We start from the raw sequence: 21,510 nt of genomic DNA on the forward strand, positions 1-21,510 counted from the left end.
CCCTAGTCCGATCGCGCTTCGAAAGCGGCGATCTCGTCACCGAGTTCGTCGCGCACCCAGCGGATCGCGGCATTGCCGGCCGGAATGCCGGCATAGATGCCCGTCTGGAGGATCATCGCGCGCAGTTCCTCAAGGCTCACGCCATTACCGAGCGCCGGCTTCAGGTGGATCTTGAACTCCTCCTCGCGGTGAAGGGCGACCATCATCGCCAGTGTCAGCAGCGAGCGGGTCTTGCGTGGCAGCGTCGGGTCTCCCCACACGTCGTTCCAGGCGTGGCGGGTGATGAAGTCCTGCCACGGCATGGCGAAGGCGCCGGCCCGCGCCAGCGACCGTTCGACATAGGCATCGCCGAGCACCTCGCGACGGGTCGCCAGCCCCCGCACGAAGGCGCTGTTCGGCGCGTCCGGCTCGTGGCGGGCGAGGAAGGCGGCGAGCTGCGCGGTGACGGCGTCGGGGCTCTCGACCGAGACGATATGCGAGGCGTCGGGGAGCACCACCATCTCCGCGTGGGGGATCCGCTGGCGGAGGTCCTCCGACATGGCCGGCGGCGTTGCCGGATCGTCCGCACCGACGACGATCAGCGTCGGGGCGGCAATCGCGCCGATGCGTTCGCGAAGGTCCATGCCGCCGATCGCCTCGCAACAGCGGGCATAGCCGGCGACATCCGTGGCGGCGAAGCGCTGTCGGAAGCCGTCGATGATGGCCGGCTCGCGATCGATGAAATCGGGCGTGAACCAGCGCGGGATGACGGCGTCGAAGACCGAGGCCATGCCATCGGCGCGGACGGTTGCGGCGCGGGTCGCCCAAAATTCACGGGTCGGCAGGAGGGCGGTGGTGGACACCAGCATCAGGCTCTTCACCCGCTCCGGATGGGCGACGGCGAAGGCCTGGCCGAGCATGCCGCCGATCGACAGGCCGGTGATGTGGGCTCTTTCGATCTCAAGCGCGTCGAGCAGACCGCCGAGATCGGCGGCGAGGTCGTCGATGTTGGTTGGCACATCGACCGCCGCCGACCGGCCGTGACCGCGAATGTCGTAGCGGATGCAACGGTATCGGTCGCCGAGGGCGGCGACCTGGGCTTCCCAGATTTCGAGCGAGCAGCCGACCGAATGGGCGAAGACCACCACCGGCGCATTGGCGGGGCCGCTGCTCTCGTAGAAATGTTCGATGCCGTTGGCGAGAAGGGTCGGCACGGGTCAACGGCTCCTTTTTCGGGGGGCGAGGCGGGCGCGGATGGTCTTCGCCTCGGCGACGATCGGGGAAACACCCGCGCTGGCCGCCGCGACGGCGGGGCCGATGTCGAAGGCGGCCTCGGCGACGGGCCGCGCCTTCGCCGGGCTGTCGCCGATGACGATGTCACGAAACGAACGACCGGAGTCGCGCGCGGCGCTGGCGGCCGTCTCGACGAGGCGGTGGGCGGCCTCGCGTCCGAGCGATGGCGCAAGGGCGGCAGCGACTGCTCCAGCCATCAACATGCCGCCGGTGATGTCGAGGTTCTTCGCCATGCGGGCCTTGTCGACGGTCAGGCCGGCGGCGAGGCTTCGTGCTTCCCGCAAGGCGCCGGAGGCGAGGCCGAAGAGCTGCGGCAGGGCGTGCCACTCGGCATGCCACAGGCCGACGGGACGCTGATGCTCCGCCGCCATGGCGTCGAGCAGGGTGACGACCTGACTTTTCGCCGCGGCATGGGCGGCAAGGATCACCGTGGCGGAGACCGGGTTGCGCTTGTGCGGCATGGCGGATGACCCGCCGCGCCCGGCGGCGTGGGGCTCGGCGACTTCGCCGACTTCGGTGGCGGCGAGACGGGCGACGTCCTCGGCCATCTTGGCCAGGGCGCCGATCAGGGTTGCGATCCAGACGCCGGTTTCGACCATGCGGCCGCGCGTCACATGCCATGTCGCAACCGGCGCGGCGAGGCCGAGCTCACGAGCAACGCCGGCGATCACCTTGTCCGCCTTGTCGCCGAGGTCGGCCAGCGTTCCGACCGGGCCGCCGAGCGAGACGGCAAGCGCCCGCTGGCGCAGCGCCGGCAGGCCGCCCGCCACATCGGCGATGCCGGCGAGCCAGATGGCGGCGACATGGCCGAAAGTGACGGGAGCGGCGTGCTGGCCGTACGTGCGGCCGGCGCAGGGCGTCGTACGATACCGGGTCGCCAACCGCGACAGGTCGGCAAGGATGGCGCGGAGGTCGGTGGCGATGAGGTCAAGCCCGTCCGACATCTGCAGGACGAGGGCCGTGTCGGCGATGTCCTGGGTGGTGGTGGCGAAATGGAAGTCGGCGCGGAGTTTCGCCGGCAGCCTGGCCTGCACGGCCTTGACGAATGGGATGACCGGTACGCCGGTGGTCTCCGTCTCGCGGCCGAGGTCCGCGAGGTCGAGATCGTCGGGCGAGATCCTGTCGATAGCGGGGGCGAGCGCCTTGGCGACGAAGCCATGTTTGGCCTCGATCCGCGCCAGCGCCGCCTCGGTCCGCAGCATTGCCGAGACTTTGGCGCGATCGGAAAAGACCGCGCGCATGGCGTCGGTGGCGAAGAGCGGGCCGGTAATGGCCGAGTCGAGGGCTGAGAAGGTCATGGCGTCAACCCCGTTTCGAACGGCAGGCCGACATAGTTCTCGGCGATGGTCCGCATCGCGGCCTCTGAGCCGGTGACATAGTCGAGTTCTGCGCGCTGGCGGCGGCGGTCGAAGGGCGAATCGTCCGGCGAGAGGTGAAGCATGGTGGTCATCCACCACGAAAAGCGCTGGGCTTTCCAGACCCGGCGGAGCGCACGCGCCGAATAGCCGTCGAGCCCGGCGGTATCGCCCGTGCGGTAGAAGGCGGCCAGCGCCTCGGTAAGGAAGCGGATATCGGCGACGGCGAGGTTCATGCCCTTGGCGCCCGTCGGGGGGACGATATGGGCGGCGTCGCCAGCGAGGAACAGGCGGCCATTGCGCATCGGCTCGGCGACGAAACTGCGCATCGGGGTGATGCCCTTGTGGAGGATCGGGCCAGTTTCGATCGGCGCGGCGCCTTCGACGGCGGTGCGGCGTTGCAGTTCGTCCCAGAACCGCTGGTCCGGCCAGTTGGCGATGTCCTCGTCGGGCGCGACCTGGATATAGAGGCGGCTGACGGTTGGCGATCGGAGCGACAGGAGGGCGAAGCCGCGTTCGCTGTGGCAGTAAGCGACTTCCCTGGAAGGCGGCCTCGAGTCCGCGAGGACGCCGAGCCAGGCGAAGGGATAGACGCGGTCATATCCGGTGAGCGCCGCCTCGGAGATGCTCGGGCGGCAGATGCCGTGGAAGCCGTCGCAGCCGGCGATGTAGTCGCAGGCGATCGCGTGTTCCGCGCCGTCCTTGCCGTAGCGGATCGTCGGACTTTCGCCGTCGATGCCTTCAATGGCGGTATCGTCGACATCGAAGACGATGGCGCCGCCGGCTTCGAGCCGGGCATCGATCAGGTCCTTCACTACCTCGTTCTGGCCATAGACCATGATCCGCTTGCCGCCGGTCAGCGACGGGAAGTCGATGCGATGCGCCTGTCCGTCGAAGCGGATCTCGATGCCATCGTGGAAGAGGCCTTCCGCCATCATTCGCTCGCCGAGGCCGGCTTCGGCGAGGGTGTCGATGGTGCCTTGCTCCAAAACGCCGGCGCGGACGCGCTCCTCGACATAGTCGCGGCCGCGGTTCTCGACGACGATCGAGTCGATCCCCTGGCGGGCGAGCAGGTGGGACAGGAGCAAGCCCGACGGGCCCGCTCCGACGATCCCGACCTGTGTCCGCCGGGTGGTCATGCCGAGCATTCCCGATCATCCGAGGCGCGCCCAACCGCCCCCTCGAGGGGGAGGTTGGGCGTGGCGTCAGATGTTCCGGAGCGGGCGAGCATGAGCGATCTCAGAACGGGTAGTGCATGGGTTCGGTCTGGATGGTGATCCAGCGAAGCTCGGTGAATTCGTCGATTGCCGCCTTGCCGCCGAAGCGGCCGTAGCCGCTCGACTTGGTGCCGCCGAAGGGCATCTGGGCCTCGTCGTGGACGGTCGGGCCGTTGATATGGCAGATGCCGGATTCGATCCGGCCCGCGACCTTCATGCCGCGCGCGATGTCCCGGGTGAAGACCGCTGCCGATAGGCCGTATTCCGTGTCGTTGGCAATTCGGACCGCGTCGTCCTCGCCGGCGGCGCGGATGACGCAGACCACCGGGCCGAAGGACTCCTCCTCGTAGATGCGCATGGCCGGGGTGACGTGGTCGAGGACGGTCGCCGCCATGATCGAGGTGTCGCTTGGGCCGCCTGCGACCACCTTGGCGCCCTTGCTGGCAGCGTCGTCGATCAGTTCCCTGACCCGGGCGACAGCGCCCGCGTTGATGCAGGAGCCGATGACGACGTGTCCACGCGGGTCGCCAAAAGGAAGGGCCGAGGCGCGTGCGGCGAATTTCTCGACGAAGGCATCGGCGATGCTGCCGTCGACGACGATCTTCTCGGTCGACATGCAGATTTGGCCGGCATTGGCGAAGGCGCCGAAGACGGCGGCATTGACCGCCTCGTCGAGATCGGCGTCATCGAGGATGACCAGCGGCGCCTTGCCGCCGAGTTCGAGGAGGACCGGCTTGAGGTAGCGCGCGCCGGTTTCGGCGATGATCCGCCCGACGCGGGTCGAGCCGGTGAAGTTGATCCGCCGGACCTTGGGATGGGCGATCAGGGTCTCGACGATCTTGGCCGCGTCCTCTGGTGCGTTGGAGACGAGGTTGATGGCGCCGGCCGGCAGGCCGGCCTCGCGGAAGGATTCGACGATCAGGGCGTGGGTGCGCGGGCAGTTCTCCGAGGCCTTGAAGACGACGGTGTTGCCGCAGGCGAGCGGCATCGCCACCGAGCGGACGCCGAGGATGATCGGCGCGTTCCAGGGCGCCATCGACAGGACGACGCCGGCTGGCTGGCGAATCGCCATGGCGACCGAACCCGGTCGGTTGGCGGGAATGACGTCGCCGGAGACCTGGGTCGTCATAGACGCGGCTTCGCGGATCATGTCGGCGGCGAGGCCGACGTTGAATTGCGCCCAATGGGCCGGGCTGCCGGTCTCGGTGACGACGGCGGCGGCGAATTCCTCCATCTTCGATTCGAGGATGTCGGCGGCCTTGAGCAGCAGCTTGCGGCGCTGGCCGGGCGGGGTCTGCGACCACTCCGGGAAGGCCGCCGCGCCCGCGTCGGCGGCCTTCTGGGCGTCGGAAATCGATGCGGCGGCGGACCGGGTGGCGACCTCGCCGGTGACCGGATCGAGCCGGTCGAATGTCCGGGAGTCGCTGGCGGCGAGATCGCGGTCGGCGATGATCAGCTTGGTATGGAACATGGGGGGAGTCTCCGATTCGCGAGCGGGCGCCTTGGGCGCCGGCAGAGCATTCTCGTTTGCCATGAAACGCGACTCAAAATCCTCTCCTTTAGGGGAGGTCGAAATCGCCGAGCGATTGCGGGAGGGGGGCGCTTCCTCGTCGATGGTCTTCCCCCCTCCCGACATCAGCTTCGTGCCGTTCGCTGATTTCGACCTCCCCACAAGGGGGAGTTTGGGCGCCGTGCCTTCTGCAATCGGCTTGTCCTCATCAGCGTGGACCGGCAGCCTGGCGTGGCCGGCGACGCCGAGATAGGCCTCGCGAACCGCCGGGTCGGCGGCGAGGCGGCTGGCTTCGCCATGGCCGACGATTCGGCCGGTCTCGATCAGGTAGCCGCGGTCGGCGATGGCGAGGCTTTCGCGGGCGTTCTGCTCGACCAGCAGGACGCCGACACCGGTTTCGCGAATATGGGCGAGCGCCTGGAACAGCTCGTGGGTCAGCATCGGCGACAGGCCGAGCGACGGCTCGTCGAGGAGCAGGATCTCCGGCGACGACATCATCGCCCGACCGATGGCAACCATCTGCTGCTCGCCGCCGCTCATGGTGTGGACGTGCTGGCGCATCCGCTCCCTGAGTCTCGGAAAGAGCTTGAGGACAGTGGCGAGGTTTTTCGCTTCCCCGGCGCGGGCGCGCTGGGGATGGGCGCCGAGCATCAGGTTTTCGTGGACGGTGAGGTCGGCGAAGATGCCGCGGCCTTCGGGGACGAGCGCGATGCCGGCCTCGACGATCCGGTGAGGCTCGATCGTCGTAAGCTGACGGCCCCCGAGGGTGACGGTGCCGCCGGGCAGGGGGCGGACGATGCCGGCGATGACCTTGAGCAACGTCGACTTGCCGGCGCCGTTGGCGCCGAGGATCACGACGATCTCGCTTCCATCGACGAACAGGTCGACGCCGGTCAGGGCGGTGTGCTTGCCGTAGGCGGCGCCGATGCCGGTGAGCTCAAGCATCGGCGCCTCCGAGATAGGCGGCTATGACGTCAGGCTCGGCCAGTACGGCCGAGGGCGGTCCGTCGGCGATCCTGGCGCCGGCATTCATCACCACGCAGCGGTCGCAGAGGGTGCGGATGGCGTCCATGACATGCTCGACCATGACGATCGTCAGTCCTTCGTCGCGCAGCGACTGGATGAGTTCGATGCCGATGACGAGTTCGCTCGGATTGAGGCCGGCCAGCCATTCGTCGAGGAGAAGGAGTTCCGGGTCGAGGGCCAGTGCCCGGGCGAGTTCCAGTCGCTTCTGGTCGATATAGGTCAGGTCGCCTGCCGGAACATCGGCACGCTCGGCAAGGCCGACCCGGTCGAGCAGTTCGCGGCCGCGGCGCCGCGCCGCGTCGCCCCACAGCGGCTGCGGGCGGAAGGCCAGTCCGGCGACGATGTTTTCGAGGCAGGAGAGGTGTTCGAGGACGCGGACGATCTGGAAGGTGCGGGCGACGCCAAGGCGGGCGATGCGATTGGCGGGCAGGCCGGTGATGGGGCGGCCCTTGAACAGGATGTCGCCGGAGTCGGGCTTGAGCGCGCCGGAGATCAGGTTGAGCGCGGTCGTCTTGCCGGAGCCGTTGGGACCGATCAGGCCGACGATCTCTCCGGGCGCCGCCCGGAGGTCGAGATCGTCAACCGCCACGAGACCGCCGAAGGCTTTGCGCAGACCAACCAGTTCGAGCGTCGCCGATCCGGGGGCCGCGCTGTCCCGAGTTGCAACCACCGGCAGGCGGATCGAACCGGCGCGCCAGCGGTCGTAGAGGCCGGCGACACCGCCGGGCAGGAAGTAGACGATGACGATGAACACGACGCCGAGGACGATGGCGAAGTGGTTGGGGAAGTTGGCGTTGATGACCTCGAAGAGGAGGACCAGGGGGATGACCCCGAGCAGCGGGCCGTAGAGTTTCCCGGCGCCGCCGAGCAAGGCCATGATGACGACCTGGAAGGAGATCATCGGGTTGAAGGCGATTGCCGAGTCGATATAGGTCCAGCGCGGCGCCATGACCGCGCCGGCGACGCTCATGAAGGCGGCGCTGACGGCGAAGAGGATGAGCTTGGCGCGGGTGGTGTCGATGGCGACATGGCGGGCGACGGTTTCGTCGTCGCCGATCACCCGCATGGCAAGGCCGAGGCGCGACCGGCCTATCAGCCAGCCGACGACGAAGACAAGGACGGCGAGGGCAAGAAGCTGCCAGTAGATCTGCTCCTGGCCGATGTCGAGAAAGATGTAGCGGCCAACGGTTTTGGTGATCTTGACCTCGTACCAGGTGACGATCTGGCGGATCAGTTCGGCGAGGCCGAAGGTGAAGATGACAAAGAACACGCCGCGGAGGCGCAGGGTCGCCAGTCCGACGACGAGGGCGACCGCGACACCGACGGCCGCGGCAACGACGATCACGGCGGCGACCGGGATTGCTTCGGACAGGACAGCCATGGTGTAGGCGCCGATGCCGAAGAAGGCGGCGGTGGCCAGCGAGATGTAGCGGGTCGGGCCGGAAAACAGCGCCCATGCCGTGGCCAGCACGACATAGTTCAGCATGCTGATGCCAAGGGCGAGATAGTAGCCATTGGCGTAGATCGGGACGACGGCCAGTCCCACGACCGCCAGGATCAACAGCGGCCCGAGCCACAGGCGTCCCGCGGTCACGACGACGGCCTCCCGAACAGGCCGGTCGGGCGGACCAGCAGGACGGCGAGGAAGATCGCGAAGTTGACGGCGAGCGTCAGGCCGGGATCGATGAGGCGGGCGGTGGCGACCTCGGCGAGGCCGAGGAGGAGGCCGGCGACCAGCGTGCCGAGCAGGCTGCCGACGCCGCCCATGATGACAACGATCAGCGCCTTCATGGTGAAGAGCACGCCGCCGGAGGCGCTGAAGGTGAGGAACATCGAGATCAGCACGCCTGCCGCCGCGCACAGCGCGCCTCCCAGCGCGAAGGCCAGCGCCGACATGCGCGGAACGTCGATGCCGACCAGTCGTGCCGAGCGCGGGTCGACGGCGACGGCGCGCATCGCCGTGCCGGCGCGGGTGCGGGTCAGCACCAGGTAGAGGCCAAGCCCGATGACGATGGCGAAGGCGAACGCGATCAGCCGGTTGGCGGAGACGGTCGTGCCGATGACGTCGATCGGGACCAGAAGGTAGGAATAGCTGTAGAGCTGGCCGCCAAACAGTGACAGCATCACGCCCTGCATGACGAAGAGCAGGCCGAAGGTGAAGAGGATGGAATCGCCCTCCAGCACCTCGCGCGACCTGGCGCGCCTGACCAGCGGCATCAGCAGCAGGTGGTAGATCAGCCAGTTGGCGAGGAAGGCGAGGGGGACGATGACGACCAGCCCGGCGAGCGGGCTGATCGCATTGGCAGTGAACAGCCACCAGGCGCCGAAGGCGGCGGCGACGATGAATTCGCCATAAGCGAGGTTCATAATCCGGGCGACGCCATATTGCAGAGTCAGCCCGAGCGCGACCGTTGCGTAGAGGCCGCCGAGGATCAGCCCGGCAACGATGATGTCGACGACGATCATAGGCGGGGGGCCTCTCGCCCGTGGTGGGGCAGTGTTGGCTCAGTCCCCCCCTCCCGGACTACCGAATCCGATCTGCGCATGACAGATCGGGGACGTCGGACCTCCCCCGCTGGGGGGGAGGTGGATCGACGAATCCTGGGCGAGGCGGTCTCGCTCACGCAAGTCACGATAGAATCCGGTTCAGCTACTTGTCGGCCGGCTTCCAGGCGGGTTTCGGGGCGACCGGCTTGACGGCGCCCTTCATGCTCGCCGGGGCGAGGCCGTGGAAATCGCCATCCTGCCACTGGCCGGCCCACCAGACATTGGCGTTGACGTTGCGGTCGAGCTTGATCTCGCCGGCCACCGTGTCGAAGGTCCCGGTCTGGATCTCCTTGATGATTGCCTCGCGGTCGATCTTGCCGACCCGCTCGATCGCCTGCTGGAGGACCTCAAGGCTGGCATAGGTGATCGGGCTCGCCCAGCGGTCGGGCTCCTGGCCGGTCACGGCGACGTGGCGCTGGCGATAGTCCTGGAACTTCGGATCGTCGATATCGACGCCGCCGATGCCGATCACCCCATCGACATTGTCGTGGAAGAGGTTGTCCTTGTAGATCGGGAAGGCGGTGCCGACGGCCGTGTAGAAGACGGCCGGATTATAGGCGCCGGCGATCGCGGCGCCGGTCAGGCCAAAGGTGTCCGGCGGATAGCTGAAGGCGACGAAAGTGTCGGCGCCGCTGTCCCTCGCGGCGTTGATGATCTGCGAGAAATCCTGCGTGGTGATCGGATAGGTCTCGTCGAGGGCGAGGTCGAAGCCGGCCGCCTCGAGAGCTGGACGGCTGGCGGCCGCCAACTCGATGCCGAAGGCGTCGGCGACGCTGACCATGGCGACCTTGTCGTTGATCTTGCCCTCGCCCTTCAGCGTGGTGAGGACTTCGGCGAGCGAGTTCGCGCCCATCGTTGAGGTGCCGAGCATCCAGAAGGAGTTCGGCCAGCGCTCGCCCATCTCGTAGGCGCGGTCGGTGGCCGCAGTCGCCGCCATCTGCGGGTAGCCGTATTTGTTGAAGGTCGGGCCGACGGCCAGGTTCATGCCGGTGCCCCAGGGCGTCAGCAGGATGTCGACCTCGTCCTGGTTGACGAGGCGCTCGACGGCGCGGACCAGTTCTTCGGTGTTCGACTGGTCATCGTACTCGATCACCTCGATCGGGACGACCGCGTCGCCGAGCTTGATGCCGCCGGCTTCGTTGATGTCGTGAATCCAGAGTTGGTAGTTCGGGATCGTGGTGATCCCGGCGCCCGGTGCATTGGGGCCGGTCTTGGAGACCGCATATCCGATCTTGATCTTGTCCTGCGCGGCGGCGGCGCCACCGAGCAGCATTGCCGCGGCTGTCGCGGCGGCAAGGGTAGATGTCAGCGTCTTCATCATCGGTTTCCTCCCGTTTGAAGCGTGTGACTGCTGGCTTGCGAGGAGCGACGGTGCCCTGCGCGGGCGTGCCGGCGATCCTGCCGGTGCGTCTGCCCGTGGTCGACTTTTTCTCCCGCTCCTCCCGCCCTGGCCAAAGTGGTTGACCCGGCATCCGTTTCGTTCGAATATCGAACGGTCGTTCGTTATGCGACCATCATTGTTTGGGATCGAACCAGTGTCAACGGCCCACCATCCCGTTGGCGGGAAAGCCCCGGCGGCTTCCCGCGTCGACGTCGACAAGGAATTCATGACGACGCTGGCCAAGGGGCTGGCGGTGCTGGCGTCTTTCGGCGAGATGCGGCAAGCGATGACGTTGTCCGAAGCAGCGGAAGTGACCGGTCTGTCGCGGGCGGCGGCGCGTCGGGTCCTGCTGACGCTTGCGGAACTTGGATACGTCGCCCAGGACGGCCGTCGTTTCTCGCTCGCCCCGCGCATCCTCGAACTCGGCTTCGCCTATCTCACCACCCAGTCATGGATCGACCGGGCGGAGCCGTTGATGAAGGAACTCAGCCACTCCCTGCAGGAATCCTGTTCGGCGGCGATCCTCCAGGGCACGGAGATCGTCTATGTCGCGCGGATGCCGGCGCCGCATCGGATCATGTCGACGACCATCGCCGTTGGCACCCGGCTTCCCGCCTTCTTCACCTCGCTCGGCCGCATCCAGCTGGGGTTCCTGAACGATGTGGTGTTGAGCCAGGCGATCGAGGGACTGGACCTCAAGGCCTATACCCCGCAGACGATCGTCGACCGCGCGGCGTTGCACCGGCGGGTTCTCGCCGATCGCGAGCAGGGCTATTCCCTCGTCGATGAAGAACTCGAGAAAGGGCTTCGCTCGCTGGCGGTGCCGATCGTCACGCGCAGCGGTGTCAATGTCGCGGCGATCAACCTTTCGGCGCATTCGAGCCGGGCCAGCGGCGGCGAACTCCGCGAGCGGTTCCTCCCTGAATTGCGTGAGGTCGCCCATCAAATTTCGCGATCTCTTCCCTGATCGCTTCGCATTTGGGGCAGACTGCGGCATTGTCGCAGCCATGTCCGGACCGGGGCGAAGGGCATGTCGGGTCAGATCCACGATCTAGCAATCATCGGCGGTGGCATCACCGGCTGCAGCATTGCGCGCGATGCAGCCGGACGCGGCCTGTCCGTCTTCCTGTGCGACCAGGCCGATCTTGCCGGGGCCGGCTCGTCGGCGTCGATGAAACTGGTCGATGGCGGGCTACACCACGTCGACCAACTGGCGCTCGGGTCGCTCCGGGAAGGGCTGAAGGAGCGTGAAGTCCTCCTTCGCTCCGCGCCGCATCTGGTTCGCCCGCTCCGGCTTCTCCTGCCGTATCGCAATCGGACGGTGCAAAAGACGATGCTCCGGGCCGCGATGTTCGCCTACGATCATCTCGCCGGGCGGCGTGCCTTTCCGCCGACGCGGATGCTCGACCGGTCGGATGGTGCCATTGGCGAGGTTCTCCGGGACGAATTCGCCGGGGCGGCGGAGTATTCGGACTGCCGGGTCGATGATGCACGACTGGTTGTCGCCAACGCGATGGACGCCCGCGGGCGGGGCGCAAGCATCAATCCCCGCCTGCGCTGCGTCATCGCCGAGCGGGACGGCAGGGCGTGGCGGCTATCGCTTGAGGCGAGCGACAGCGACCGGCGCTTCGTGGTCAGGGCACGGTCCCTGGTCAACGCCACGGGGCCTTGGACCGTCGACGTCCTGAACCACGTCATCGATGCCAGCCGATCGGTGCGGGTCCGTCTGGTCAAGTCGACCCATGTCGTCGTGCGCAGGCTTTTCGATCACGATCGCGCCTACGCCCTGCGGGCGACGGACAGGCGGATCGTCTTTGTCATCCCGCACGGCGACCACACGCTGATCGGCACGGCGGACGAAGATTTCCACGGCGACCCGGGCAGCGTCGCGGCGGACAACGTCGAGATCGCCTACCTCCTGTCGACGGTCGGCGCCTACTTTCGCCAGCCGGTACTGGAGGATCAGATCGCCTGGTCGTGGGCGGGGGTGCGGGCGATCCGGGACGACGGGTCGGCGAAGCCGAGACCGAGCGACGGCGACGGGATCATCGAAGAGGACGGCGGCGAGGGCAGGGCGCCGCTGATCTCCGCCTATGGCGGCCGCATCACGACCAGCCGTCGTCTCGCGGAGCGCGTGGTCGACCAGATCGGAAAGACCCTGCCTGTCGGGAAGGCCTGGACGTCACAGGCGACGCTGCCGGGAGGCGGCTTCGAGGTGGACGGGATGACGTCGCTGGCCGGGGCGTTGAAGGCCGCCTATCCCTTCGTCGACGATCCCTGGGCGCGGCGTCTGGTTGGATCGTATGGAACGCTTGCCCAGTCGATACTGTCCGGCGCACGAAGCCCTGGCGACCTCGGCCGGACCTTCGGTGCTGACCTGACGGAGGCCGAGGCACGCTACCTCGTACGCGAGGAATGGGCGCGGACGGCCGAGGACGTCCTGTGGCGCCGGTCCAAGCTCGGCGCGCATTTCAGCGCGGCGGAAGCGGCAGCACTTGAGGATTGGCTCGCCGAACAGGGCCTCGGCGCATTGAGCGCGACCATCGCCGGCGCGCGGTAACCCGCGCAGCCGGTCGATCGATGCGTCCTGTTCAGGATACCGCTTCGCCGCGGTCAAGGCGCGGGCGGCCGACCGAGCGATAGGTGAAGCCGTGGGCGTGGAGTTCCGACGGCGGGTAGATGTTGCGGAAATCGACCAGAAGCGGCTGTTTCATCACCGACTTGATCCGGGCGAAATCGAGCGCGCGGAACGATTCCCATTCGGTAACGATCACCAGTGCATCGGCACCGGTCGCGCAATCGTAGGCATCCTTGGCAAGGGTCACGCCGGGCAGCAGGGGCCTGGCGAATTCCATGCCCTGGGGGTCGTAGGCGCGGACACTTGCACCGGCCGCCTGCAGTGGCGGAATAAGGCTGAGCGACGGGGCCTCGCGCATGTCGTCGGTATTGGGCTTGAAGGTCAGTCCCAGCACGGCGATCGTCCGGCCTTCCAGCGAACCACCCAGCGCGTCGACAACCCGGTCTGCCATCCGGCTCTTGCGCGACTCGTTGATATCGCTGACCGCCGAGACGATGCGCAGGTCGGCGCCGGCCTCCTCGGCGGTGCGGATCAGCGCAAGCGTGTCCTTGGGGAAGCATGAGCCGCCAAAGCCCGGGCCGGCATGGAGAAACTTGGGGCCGATGCGGTTGTCGAGGCCGATCCCCCGGGCCACGTCCTGGACGTCGGCGCCGACCTTCTCGCACAGGTCAGCCATCTCGTTGATGAAGGTGATCTTGGTCGCGAGGAAGGCGTTGGCGGCGTACTTGACGAGTTCAGCGGTCCGCCGGTCGGTGAAGAGCAGCGGCGCCTGGTTGAGATAGAGGGGGCGATAAACCTCCTGCATCACTTCGCGGCCACGGGGATCGGTGGTGCCGACGACGATGCGGTTCGGGCGCTTGAAATCATCGATCGCAGCGCCTTCGCGCAGGAATTCCGGATTCGAGACGACGGCGAAATCGGCATCGGACCGCTCTTCCCGGATGATCGCCTCGATCTGGTCGCCGGTGCCGACGGGGACCGTCGACTTGGTGACGATGACGGTGAAGCCGTCGAGTGCGGCGGCTATCAGGCGGGCGGCAGCGTGGACATAAGTAAGGTCGGCGTGGCCGTCGCCACGGCGCGATGGGGTGCCGACGGCGATGAAGACGGCATCCGCGCTGGCGACGGAGGCGGCGAGATCGGTGGTGAAGCGCAACCGGTCTTCGGCGACGTTGGATGCGACGATCCGGTCGAGCCCGGGCTCGTAGATCGGCATCTTGCCGGCCCCAAGCGAACGGATGCGGTCTTCGTTGTTGTCGACACAGGTGACCACGTGACCGAAATCGGCGAAACACGCCCCCGAAACCAGTCCGACGTAACCCGCGCCGATCATTGTGAGGCGCATCGCGATAATCCCTGTGCCGGTGTTTTTCGAGCCGGTTCGCTAGCACGGGGAAGGGGATGACGCCAGACGGTCACATTGCCCCGGAGTAGCCTTCTCCTTGCCGGATTCCCGTGTTACGAGGCGGTTTAACCAATCGTCACGGGAATCAGTCAACGGGCCCATGAAGCGCATATTGCTCTTTGCCGCACTGGCTTCGACACTCGGCATCCTGCCGGCAAACGCCGAGCGGATTTCCAATCCGGTGGCAGTCTTTTCCGGCCTCGACAAGATCACCGGTCGGATCATCTCCTTCGATGTCTACATCGACGAAACGGTTCAGTTCGGCGCGCTGCAGGTGACGCCGCGGGTATGCTACTCGCGGCCGCCAACGGAAGCGCCCCTGACCGACGCCTTTGTCGAGGTCGACGAGATCACCCTCGACCGCAAGGTCCGGCGCATCTTCGGCGGTTGGATGTTCGCGGCAAGCCCCGGCCTGCACGCCGTCGATCACGCGGTTTATGACGTGTGGCTGGCCGACTGCAAGCAGTCCTCTGAAGTCGCGCCCCCGTCCCAGCGATAGAAGTCGGCGTTGTTGTCGATCGCCGCTTCGAGCAACTTCTGATAGTCGAAGCGGTCGACCTCGATCGCACCGAACTGTTTCAGGTGGCGGGTGGTGAACTGGGTGTCGAGCAGGGCAAAGCCGCCGGCGTTCAATCGTGCGACGAGATGGACAAGCGCGACCTTCGAGGCATCGCGCGCCCGACTGAACATGCTTTCACCGAAAAAGGCCGCGCCGAGACGAACGCCGTAGAGTCCGCCAACCAGCTTCCCGTCGCGCCATGCCTCCACCGTGTGGCAATGACCCATCTCGAAGAGTTCGAAATACAAACGGCGAATGCGCTGGTTGATCCAGGTCTTGGCTCGCCCCTCCGAGGCGGCGGCGCAGCCGTCGATCACGGCCTCGAAATCGGTATCGACGCGGACGTCGAAGACGTTCTGCCGAACCGTCCGCTTCAGGCGACGGGCAATGTGAAAACGGTCAAGCGGGAGGATGCCGCGCATCTCCGGCTCGATCCAGTGCAGGCCGACGTCGTCAGCCGACTCCGCCATCGGGAAGATGCCGACGGCGTAAGCCTTCAGCAGAACCTGAGGCGTGATCTCAAGAAGGATGTCATCCGGTCCGGTCATCGGGCGCGGGTTCCGAAAGCTTCTTCTCCAGCCAGTGAATGTCGTACTGGCCGGCGGCGATATCCTCGTCGATGACGAGGTCCCTGAACAGCGGGATCGTGGTGCGGATACCGTCGATGACGAACTCGTCGAGCGCCCGCCGGAGCCGCATCATGCATTCCTGGCGCGTCCGGCCGTGGACGATCAGCTTGCCGATCAGGCTGTCGTAGAAGGGCGGGATTCGATAGCCCTGATAGACCGCCGAATCGACCCGGACGCCAAGACCGCCGGGTGGGTGGTAGTTGGCGATCCGGCCCGGCGAGGCGGCGAAGGTGCGCGGGTCCTCGGCGTTGATCCGGCATTCGATGGCGTGTCCGTCGAAGGTCACCTCATCCTGCGTGAAGGACAGCTTGTGGCCGGCCGCAACGCGAATCTGCTCGATCACCAGGTCGATGCCGGTGATCGCCTCCGTGACCGGATGCTCCACCTGGAGCCGGGTGTTCATCTCGATGAAATTGAACGCGCCGTTCTCGTACAGGAATTCGATCGTGCCGGCGCCGGAATAGCCCATATCGGCAATCGCCCTGGCGACGACCCCGCCGATTTCGGCGCGTGTCGCAGCGTCGATGACAGGCGAGGGGGCCTCTTCCCAGACCTTCTGGTGGCGGCGCTGCAGCGAGCAATCGCGTTCCCCGAGATGGACGCCACCGCCCTTGCCGTCTCCAATCACCTGCACCTCGATATGGCGCGGCTTGTCGAGGTATTTCTCGATATAGACCTCGTCATTGCCGAAAGCGGCGCGCGCTTCCTGACGGGCCGTATTGAAAGCCTCGGCCATTTCATCGGGGGTGCGCGCCACTTTCATGCCGCGCCCGCCACCGCCGGCGGTCGCCTTGATCAGGACCGGGTAACCGATATCGGCCCCGATCTTGCGTGCCTCGATCTCGTTGGAAACGCCGCCCTCGGAGCCCGGAACCACCGGGATTCCAAGACGTTGGGCAGTGCGTTTCGCCTCGATCTTGTCGCCCATGATGCGGATATGTTCGGCGCTCGGACCGATGAAAGCGACGTTGTGGGCTTCGAGGATTTCCGCGAAGCGCGCGTTTTCCGACAGGAAGCCGTAGCCGGGATGAACGGCGTTGGCGCCGGTGATCTCGCAGGCGGCGAGGATCTGCGGAATGTTGAGATAGGAATCGCGGGCCGGCGGCGGGCCGATGCAGACGCTCTCGTCGGCGAGGCGAACATGCATCGCATCCTCGTCGGCCGTCGAATGGACGGCGACGGTGGCGATGCCGAGCTCCTTGCAGGCTCGCAGCACGCGCAGGGCAATCTCGCCGCGATTGGCGATGAGGATCTTGTCGAACAAGGGCGTTGCCTCGCTCATTCGATGATCATCAGCGGCTCGCCATACTCGACCGGCTGGCCGTCCTCCACCAGGATACGGGTCACCGTGCCGGAGCGCGTCGCCGGTATCTGGTTCATCGTCTTCATCGCCTCGACGATCATGACGGTCTGGCCCTCCCGAACCGATTCGCCGATATCCACATACGGCCGGGCGCCGGGCTCGGAGCTGAGATAGGCGGTGCCGACCATCGGCGACAGGAGCGCACCGGGATTGGCGGCCGGGTCGTCCGGCGCCGCGGCGGGCTGACGGTGCGACGGCTCCGCAGGCGCGGGGGCTGCCGCCGCAGGAGCCACAGCCGTGACCGGGGCCGGGCTGCGGGCGACGCGGATCCTCATATCACCGTCCTCGAGCTCGATCTCGGTCAGATCGGTCTCCGTGAGCAGCTTCGAGAGCTCGCGGATAAGGTCGTGGTCGACGATTTTCTTCTTGTCGTTCATGCGTCCTCTTTAGCTGCGCGCCGCGATCAGTTGTTTCATGGCCGACAGCGCGAGAATATAGCCAGCGGGGCCAAGCCCGCAGATCACGCCGGTGGCGACCGGCGAAACGTAAGAATGATGACGAAACGCCTCGCGGGCGAAAATGTTCGAAAGGTGCAGTTCGATGACCGGCTTGCCGACTGCGCGTAGGGCGTCGTGGATTGCCACCGACGTGTGCGTGTAGGCGCCCGGGTTGATGACGATGCCTTCGGCGCCGTCGGCGGCTTCCTGAATCCAGTCGACCAGGACGCCTTCGTGATTGGTCTGGCGGAAATCGACCGTAAGGTCCGACTCAACGCCCGCCTTGCGGCATTCCTCGCCGATTTCGGCCAGGCCCTTGCCGCCATAGATGCCCGGCTCGCGCTGCCCGAGCATATTGAGGTTGGGTCCATTAAGGACGAAGACGGTGCCCGTCATCGAATCGTCACTTCCACCACGCGGCCAGGCGGCGACCGCCCGGATTTGCGCCGTTATAGGGGGTAGCTGCGACGAGGGAAAGGGCCGCGAGCCAGGTCGCGGCACCTGTGGATTGATGCCTGGGCGGCTGCTCGGCGGCTAGCAGACTGCCTCGTCGGCGCAATTGGCCCGGGCTGTCGCCACCTTTGTCTTCAGCGCGTCGAAGCCGACGGCGCCGATGACGACTTCGCTATTGGTGACGTAGGAAGGCGTGCCGGTCAGGGCCAATTCCGAAGCAAGCGCATAGACTTCGGTGATGGTCGCCATCACCTCGTCGCTGTCCATCTCGGCCTTGAGCGCGTCCCTGTCGAGACCCATTTCTTCCGCTACCGCGAGCGCAACATCGCCGTTCACCTGGCCGGCCTGGTCGAGCAGAGCGTTGTGGAACTCCTCGCTCTTGTCGGGAGCGACCAGCTTGACGGCGATCGAAACCCGCGCCGCATCGACGGAGCCTTCGCCGAGAACGGGGAACTCCTTGAGAACGACTCGCAGGTCGGGATCCTGTTCGATCAACCGATGCATGTCCTCCTGCGCGCGCCGGCAGTAGCCGCAATTGTAGTCGAAGAACTCGACCAGCGTGGTCTTGCCCTCGGGATTGCCGATCACGACCTGGCGTTCGGAGGAAAAGAGCAGGTCCTTGTTGCTGGTGATAGCCGAGACCTGGGCCTGCGCGGCCTGCTGGTCTTCCTTCACCTGAAGCGCTTCCATTGCGTCGCGGATGATCTCGGGGTTTTCGATCAGATGGCTGCGGACCATCGAGGCGACCTCGGTGCGCTGGGTATCGTTCAGGCCCGCGACAACGGTGGTCTCGGAGGCTCCGGCCGGCGCAAGGATGTCCGGGTTGGCGGCGAGGTAATCCTTGACCGCCGTTTCGGTGACGGCGGCACTCGGTCCGCGACCGGCAACCTCGACGCCGATGAGATAGCCTGCGGCCCCGATGACAATCGCCCCGATGGCTGCGATGGCGATATTCTTCTGGTTCATGTCTGGGCTCCGGATGGGCGGCCGACCAACGGTCAGCGGGAACTGGGCGGTCTATAAGTCAAAATGTCATCTGCGCGAAGCCAGGCGGGCGTCCCGGTCTTCAATCTTTCTTGAGCGCGGCGGGCGTGAATCTTGGCCTCGCCGAAATTGCCGAGGACGAAAAGCCCTTCGGCGGTGGCAAGTTCTGCCCTCGGAAGGTTGTCGATCAGGGCAAAGCCGCGGGCGAGGGTTCGCCAGCCAACCGGCACGTCCGGATCCATCTGCAGTCCGACGGTCAGGTTCTTGACCGCCAGCTCGATATTGTCCCGGCGCTCGGTCGCGACCAGCGCCTGGCCGTAGAGGATACGCAGGAGCCCGGAGGTGGGCCGGAGAGCGACCGCCTCGGCCAGCGGCGCGACGGCGTTGGTCGGTCTGCCGCCCTCAAGCAGCGCCTGGCCCTTCAATTCCCAGAAGAAGGGATTGTCGGGGTCGGCCCGGATCAGTTCGTCGATGCGCTTGATCGCCGGGTCCAGCGCGCCGGACCGATAAGCGGCGATCGCCCGGGCATAGCGGGCGGGGAGACTGTTGTCGGACTGCGGATAGCGCCGGCCGACCTGCTGCGGGGTCAGCGTGAAACCGGCGAGCTTGGCGCGGACGAGATCGTGGCGCTGCTGGAGGTCGGCCGAATCCTTTTTTCCCTGGAACTTGCTGGCGCTCGCCAGTGCCGCGACCGTCCGGACGCGATCGGCGGGCAGGGGATGGGACTGGACATAGGGATCGGCACCACGCGCCGACAACAGGACCTGGTTCGCCAGTCGCTCCAGCACGGTGACCATGCCCTGGCCGGATTGCCCGGTGGCGGCGAGGTAATCCATTGCGGTGCGGTCGGCGGCAGCTTCCTGGGCACGGGCATAGGCGAGCACGTTGCGCTGGGCCGCGTGCATCGAGCCGGCGACAATGCCGGGGCCGGCCTGGCCCAGTCCCTTGAGACCGGCCGAAGAACCGGCGATCACCGCGCCGACGCCAAGCATCGCGCCGATCAGGGCGGCGGTCGTGGAATTGGCGATGGAATTGCGGATGCCGGCAAGGTCGCCATGGGCGAGATGCGCCGCTTCATGGGCGAGGACGCCGATCACCTCGTTCGGTGTCTCGGCGGTCATGATCGCCCCGGTATTGATGAACATGCGGGACGCATCCGCGACGAAGGCGTTGAAGCGGTCGTCCGGGACAAGGAAGATCTGGACGTCTCTGCCCTGGATGCCGGCGGCCTTGAAGAGCGGCGCGGCGTAGTCCTGGATCAGGGCCTCGGTTTCGGCGTCGCGAACAATATTGACGTTGGCGGCGACGGCGACCTGCGGGGGGATCGCGAAGGACGCCGCCAGGCCGGCCGCGAGCGCCCGCCCGACCCATCGGCGGCCGACGGTTGGCCGGACTTTCCAAGCCGTGTCCGGGCTGCTAGGCACGCTCGTCGCTGGCATGGGCGGTGTCGCTCCGTCTCGCACTCGCGGTCGCGCCATGGCCTTCCCGGCGCGCTTCGAGCGCAAATGGCCGGAAAATAGGGCAACAGAAAGACGTTTGGCTTCAGGGAGAGCCGGTTGAGCGGATCGAAATTTCACGCTTCGCGGCGCAGCGCAGTCGATCCCTTCCTCGCGATGGAGGTGCTGAAGGCGGCTGGCGACCGCGAAGCGGCAGGCCATCACGTCGTCCATATGGAAGTCGGACAACCCGGCGCGCCGGCCCCACGCCCGGTGCTCGCGGCGGCGCGCGCGGCGCTGAAGGACGGTCGTTTCCGCTATACCGACGCCCTCGGTATTCGCGCCCTTCGGGAGCGCATCGCGGCCCATTATGGCGAAGCCTACGGGACGGAGGTCGCTGCCGACCGGATCGCGGTGACCACCGGTTCGTCGGCAGGCTTCAACCTTGCCTTCCTCGCCGCTTTCGACCCTGGCAACCGGATCGCGCTGGCGACGCCGGGCTACCCGGCCTACCGGAATCTGCTTGGGGCGCTGGGGCTCGAGGTTGTCAATATCGAGACCAGTGCCGACAGCGGCTATGTGATGACGCCTGAGATGCTTGTCGCGGCGCATGAGCGGGCGCCGCTGGCCGGCGTGCTGATCGCCAGTCCCGGCAACCCGACCGGGACCGTGATGCACCCGGACGCCCTGCGGACGCTGGTCCAGACGGCGGAGCGTCTCGGCATCCGTTTCATCTCCGACGAGATTTATCATGGGCTTGTCTACGCCGGTATCGCAGAGACGGCGCTGAAACACGCGCGGCATGCCATCGTCGTCAACTCCTTCTCCAAATATTACTGCATGACCGGGTGGCGGATCGGCTGGATGGTGCTGCCGGAGGACCTTGTCCGGCCGATCGAGCGGATCGCGCAGAATCTCTACATCTCGGCGCCGGATATTTCCCAGCGGGCGGCCGTCGCGGCCTTTGACGCGACCGAGGAACTCGAAGCGGTGAAGGCCGGCTATGCCGCCAACCGCCAACTGCTGCTCGACAAGCTGCCGGCGATCGGCTTCGACGATTTCTTTCCCGTCGATGGCGCCTTCTACGTCTACGCGTCGGTGCGGCGCTTCTCGAACGATTCCGTCGACTTCACCCGTCGAATGCTTGACGAGGCGGGGGTGGCGGCGACACCGGGGCCGGACTTCGACCGCGAACGCGGCCATGCCTGGATGCGCTTTTCCTTCGCCGGGACCGGAGAGGACATGGCGGAGGCAGTGGCGCGACTGGGACGGTGGCTGGGGTGACGATCGACCAAGCCTGATGCCATGGGCCGGTCCATGTGCTAGTCGGTCTGGTGCCGAGGACTGAGGCTCGCCGA

18 protein-coding genes and 1 pseudogene are annotated in these 21,510 nt (G+C 66.6%); 4 read left to right on the forward strand and 15 right to left on the reverse strand.

Annotation, left to right across the window (positions count from 1 at the left end; translation table 11 throughout):
* Positions 1-2: 2 nt before the first annotated feature.
* From pcaDC to BLT60_RS15405, 8 genes and pseudogenes are all read right to left on the reverse strand, one after another.
* Positions 3-1,193 carry a bifunctional 3-oxoadipate enol-lactonase/4-carboxymuconolactone decarboxylase PcaDC gene (gene pcaDC / locus BLT60_RS15370; protein WP_090877537.1) on the reverse strand — a complete coding sequence of 397 codons (1,191 nt, stop codon included), beginning with the start codon at positions 1,191-1,193 and terminating at the stop codon, positions 3-5.
* A 3-nt stretch (positions 1,194-1,196) separates the two neighbouring features.
* Positions 1,197-2,570 carry a class-II fumarase/aspartase family protein gene (locus BLT60_RS15375; RefSeq protein WP_090877539.1) on the reverse strand — a complete coding sequence of 458 codons (1,374 nt, stop codon included), beginning with the start codon at positions 2,568-2,570 and terminating at the stop codon, positions 1,197-1,199.
* The gene (pobA, locus tag BLT60_RS15380; RefSeq protein WP_244521288.1) at positions 2,567-3,775 is read right to left on the reverse strand and encodes a 4-hydroxybenzoate 3-monooxygenase; all 1,209 of its coding nucleotides are present in this window, start codon (positions 3,773-3,775) and stop codon (positions 2,567-2,569) included. The genes BLT60_RS15375 and pobA overlap by 4 nt, the downstream gene beginning before the upstream one ends.
* Positions 3,776-3,866: 91 nt before the next feature.
* On the reverse strand, positions 3,867-5,315 hold the full coding sequence (locus tag BLT60_RS15385) for an aldehyde dehydrogenase (RefSeq protein WP_090877822.1): 1,449 nt from the start codon (positions 5,313-5,315) through the stop codon (positions 3,867-3,869).
* 507 nt (positions 5,316-5,822) lie between these two features.
* Positions 5,823-6,299 (reverse strand): annotated as a pseudogene (locus BLT60_RS24790) (ABC transporter ATP-binding protein); the annotation flags it as partial.
* Positions 6,292-7,974, reverse strand: coding sequence for a branched-chain amino acid ABC transporter ATP-binding protein/permease (locus BLT60_RS15395; protein ID WP_244521289.1), 1,683 nt, complete (start codon positions 7,972-7,974; stop codon positions 6,292-6,294). The pseudogene BLT60_RS24790 and the gene BLT60_RS15395, both read right to left, overlap by 8 nt.
* The gene (locus tag BLT60_RS15400; protein ID WP_090877541.1) at positions 7,971-8,846 is read right to left on the reverse strand and encodes a branched-chain amino acid ABC transporter permease; all 876 of its coding nucleotides are present in this window, start codon (positions 8,844-8,846) and stop codon (positions 7,971-7,973) included. The genes BLT60_RS15395 and BLT60_RS15400 overlap by 4 nt, the downstream gene beginning before the upstream one ends.
* Before the next feature lie 184 nt (positions 8,847-9,030).
* The gene (locus tag BLT60_RS15405; protein WP_244521290.1) at positions 9,031-10,245 is read right to left on the reverse strand and encodes an amino acid ABC transporter substrate-binding protein; all 1,215 of its coding nucleotides are present in this window, start codon (positions 10,243-10,245) and stop codon (positions 9,031-9,033) included.
* A 217-nt stretch (positions 10,246-10,462) separates the two neighbouring features.
* Here BLT60_RS15405 and BLT60_RS15410 point away from each other — a divergent pair, with 217 nt between their 5' ends.
* The gene (locus BLT60_RS15410) at positions 10,463-11,275 is read left to right on the forward strand and encodes an IclR family transcriptional regulator domain-containing protein (RefSeq protein WP_210185625.1); all 813 of its coding nucleotides are present in this window, start codon (positions 10,463-10,465) and stop codon (positions 11,273-11,275) included.
* Between the two features lie 63 nt (positions 11,276-11,338).
* Positions 11,339-12,868 carry a glycerol-3-phosphate dehydrogenase gene (locus BLT60_RS15415; RefSeq protein WP_090877546.1) on the forward strand — a complete coding sequence of 510 codons (1,530 nt, stop codon included), beginning with the start codon at positions 11,339-11,341 and terminating at the stop codon, positions 12,866-12,868.
* 31 nt (positions 12,869-12,899) lie between these two features.
* On the opposite strand, the gene BLT60_RS15420 is transcribed toward BLT60_RS15415, so the two are convergent.
* Positions 12,900-14,231: a UDP-glucose dehydrogenase family protein gene (locus BLT60_RS15420; protein WP_090877548.1), complete on the reverse strand. Its 1,332-nt coding sequence runs from the start codon at positions 14,229-14,231 to the stop codon at positions 12,900-12,902.
* 160 nt (positions 14,232-14,391) lie between these two features.
* Here BLT60_RS15420 and BLT60_RS15425 point away from each other — a divergent pair, with 160 nt between their 5' ends.
* A complete protein-coding gene (locus BLT60_RS15425; RefSeq protein ID WP_090877550.1) occupies positions 14,392-14,790 on the forward strand; it encodes a DUF2155 domain-containing protein in 399 nt (132 codons plus the stop codon).
* On the opposite strand, the gene aat is transcribed toward BLT60_RS15425, so the two are convergent.
* From aat to BLT60_RS15455, 6 genes are all read right to left on the reverse strand, one after another.
* On the reverse strand, positions 14,727-15,398 hold the full coding sequence (aat, locus tag BLT60_RS15430) for a leucyl/phenylalanyl-tRNA--protein transferase (protein WP_090877553.1): 672 nt from the start codon (positions 15,396-15,398) through the stop codon (positions 14,727-14,729). The genes BLT60_RS15425 and aat overlap by 64 nt on opposite strands.
* Complete coding sequence (gene accC, locus BLT60_RS15435) at positions 15,382-16,761, reverse strand: acetyl-CoA carboxylase biotin carboxylase subunit (RefSeq protein WP_175478466.1); 1,380 nt, start codon at positions 16,759-16,761, stop codon at positions 15,382-15,384. The genes aat and accC overlap by 17 nt, the downstream gene beginning before the upstream one ends.
* The gene (gene accB, locus BLT60_RS15440) at positions 16,758-17,219 is read right to left on the reverse strand and encodes an acetyl-CoA carboxylase biotin carboxyl carrier protein (RefSeq protein WP_090877555.1); all 462 of its coding nucleotides are present in this window, start codon (positions 17,217-17,219) and stop codon (positions 16,758-16,760) included. The genes accC and accB overlap by 4 nt, the downstream gene beginning before the upstream one ends.
* Positions 17,220-17,228: 9 nt before the next feature.
* Positions 17,229-17,675 carry a type II 3-dehydroquinate dehydratase gene (gene aroQ, locus BLT60_RS15445; protein ID WP_090877557.1) on the reverse strand — a complete coding sequence of 149 codons (447 nt, stop codon included), beginning with the start codon at positions 17,673-17,675 and terminating at the stop codon, positions 17,229-17,231.
* A 138-nt stretch (positions 17,676-17,813) separates the two neighbouring features.
* Positions 17,814-18,698, reverse strand: coding sequence for a DsbA family protein (locus BLT60_RS15450; RefSeq protein WP_090877559.1), 885 nt, complete (start codon positions 18,696-18,698; stop codon positions 17,814-17,816).
* 32 nt (positions 18,699-18,730) lie between these two features.
* Entirely contained in the window at positions 18,731-20,155 is a 1,425-nt protein-coding gene (locus BLT60_RS15455; RefSeq protein ID WP_090877561.1) for a M48 family metalloprotease, read from the reverse strand.
* A gap of 117 nt (positions 20,156-20,272) precedes the next feature.
* Here BLT60_RS15455 and BLT60_RS15460 point away from each other — a divergent pair, with 117 nt between their 5' ends.
* The gene (locus BLT60_RS15460) at positions 20,273-21,436 is read left to right on the forward strand and encodes a pyridoxal phosphate-dependent aminotransferase (RefSeq protein WP_425285019.1); all 1,164 of its coding nucleotides are present in this window, start codon (positions 20,273-20,275) and stop codon (positions 21,434-21,436) included.
* Positions 21,437-21,510 lie beyond the last annotated feature (74 nt).

The sequence above is a fragment of the Bauldia litoralis genome (assembly GCF_900104485.1).
Taxonomy (GTDB): Bacteria; Pseudomonadota; Alphaproteobacteria; order Rhizobiales; family Kaistiaceae; genus Bauldia; species Bauldia litoralis.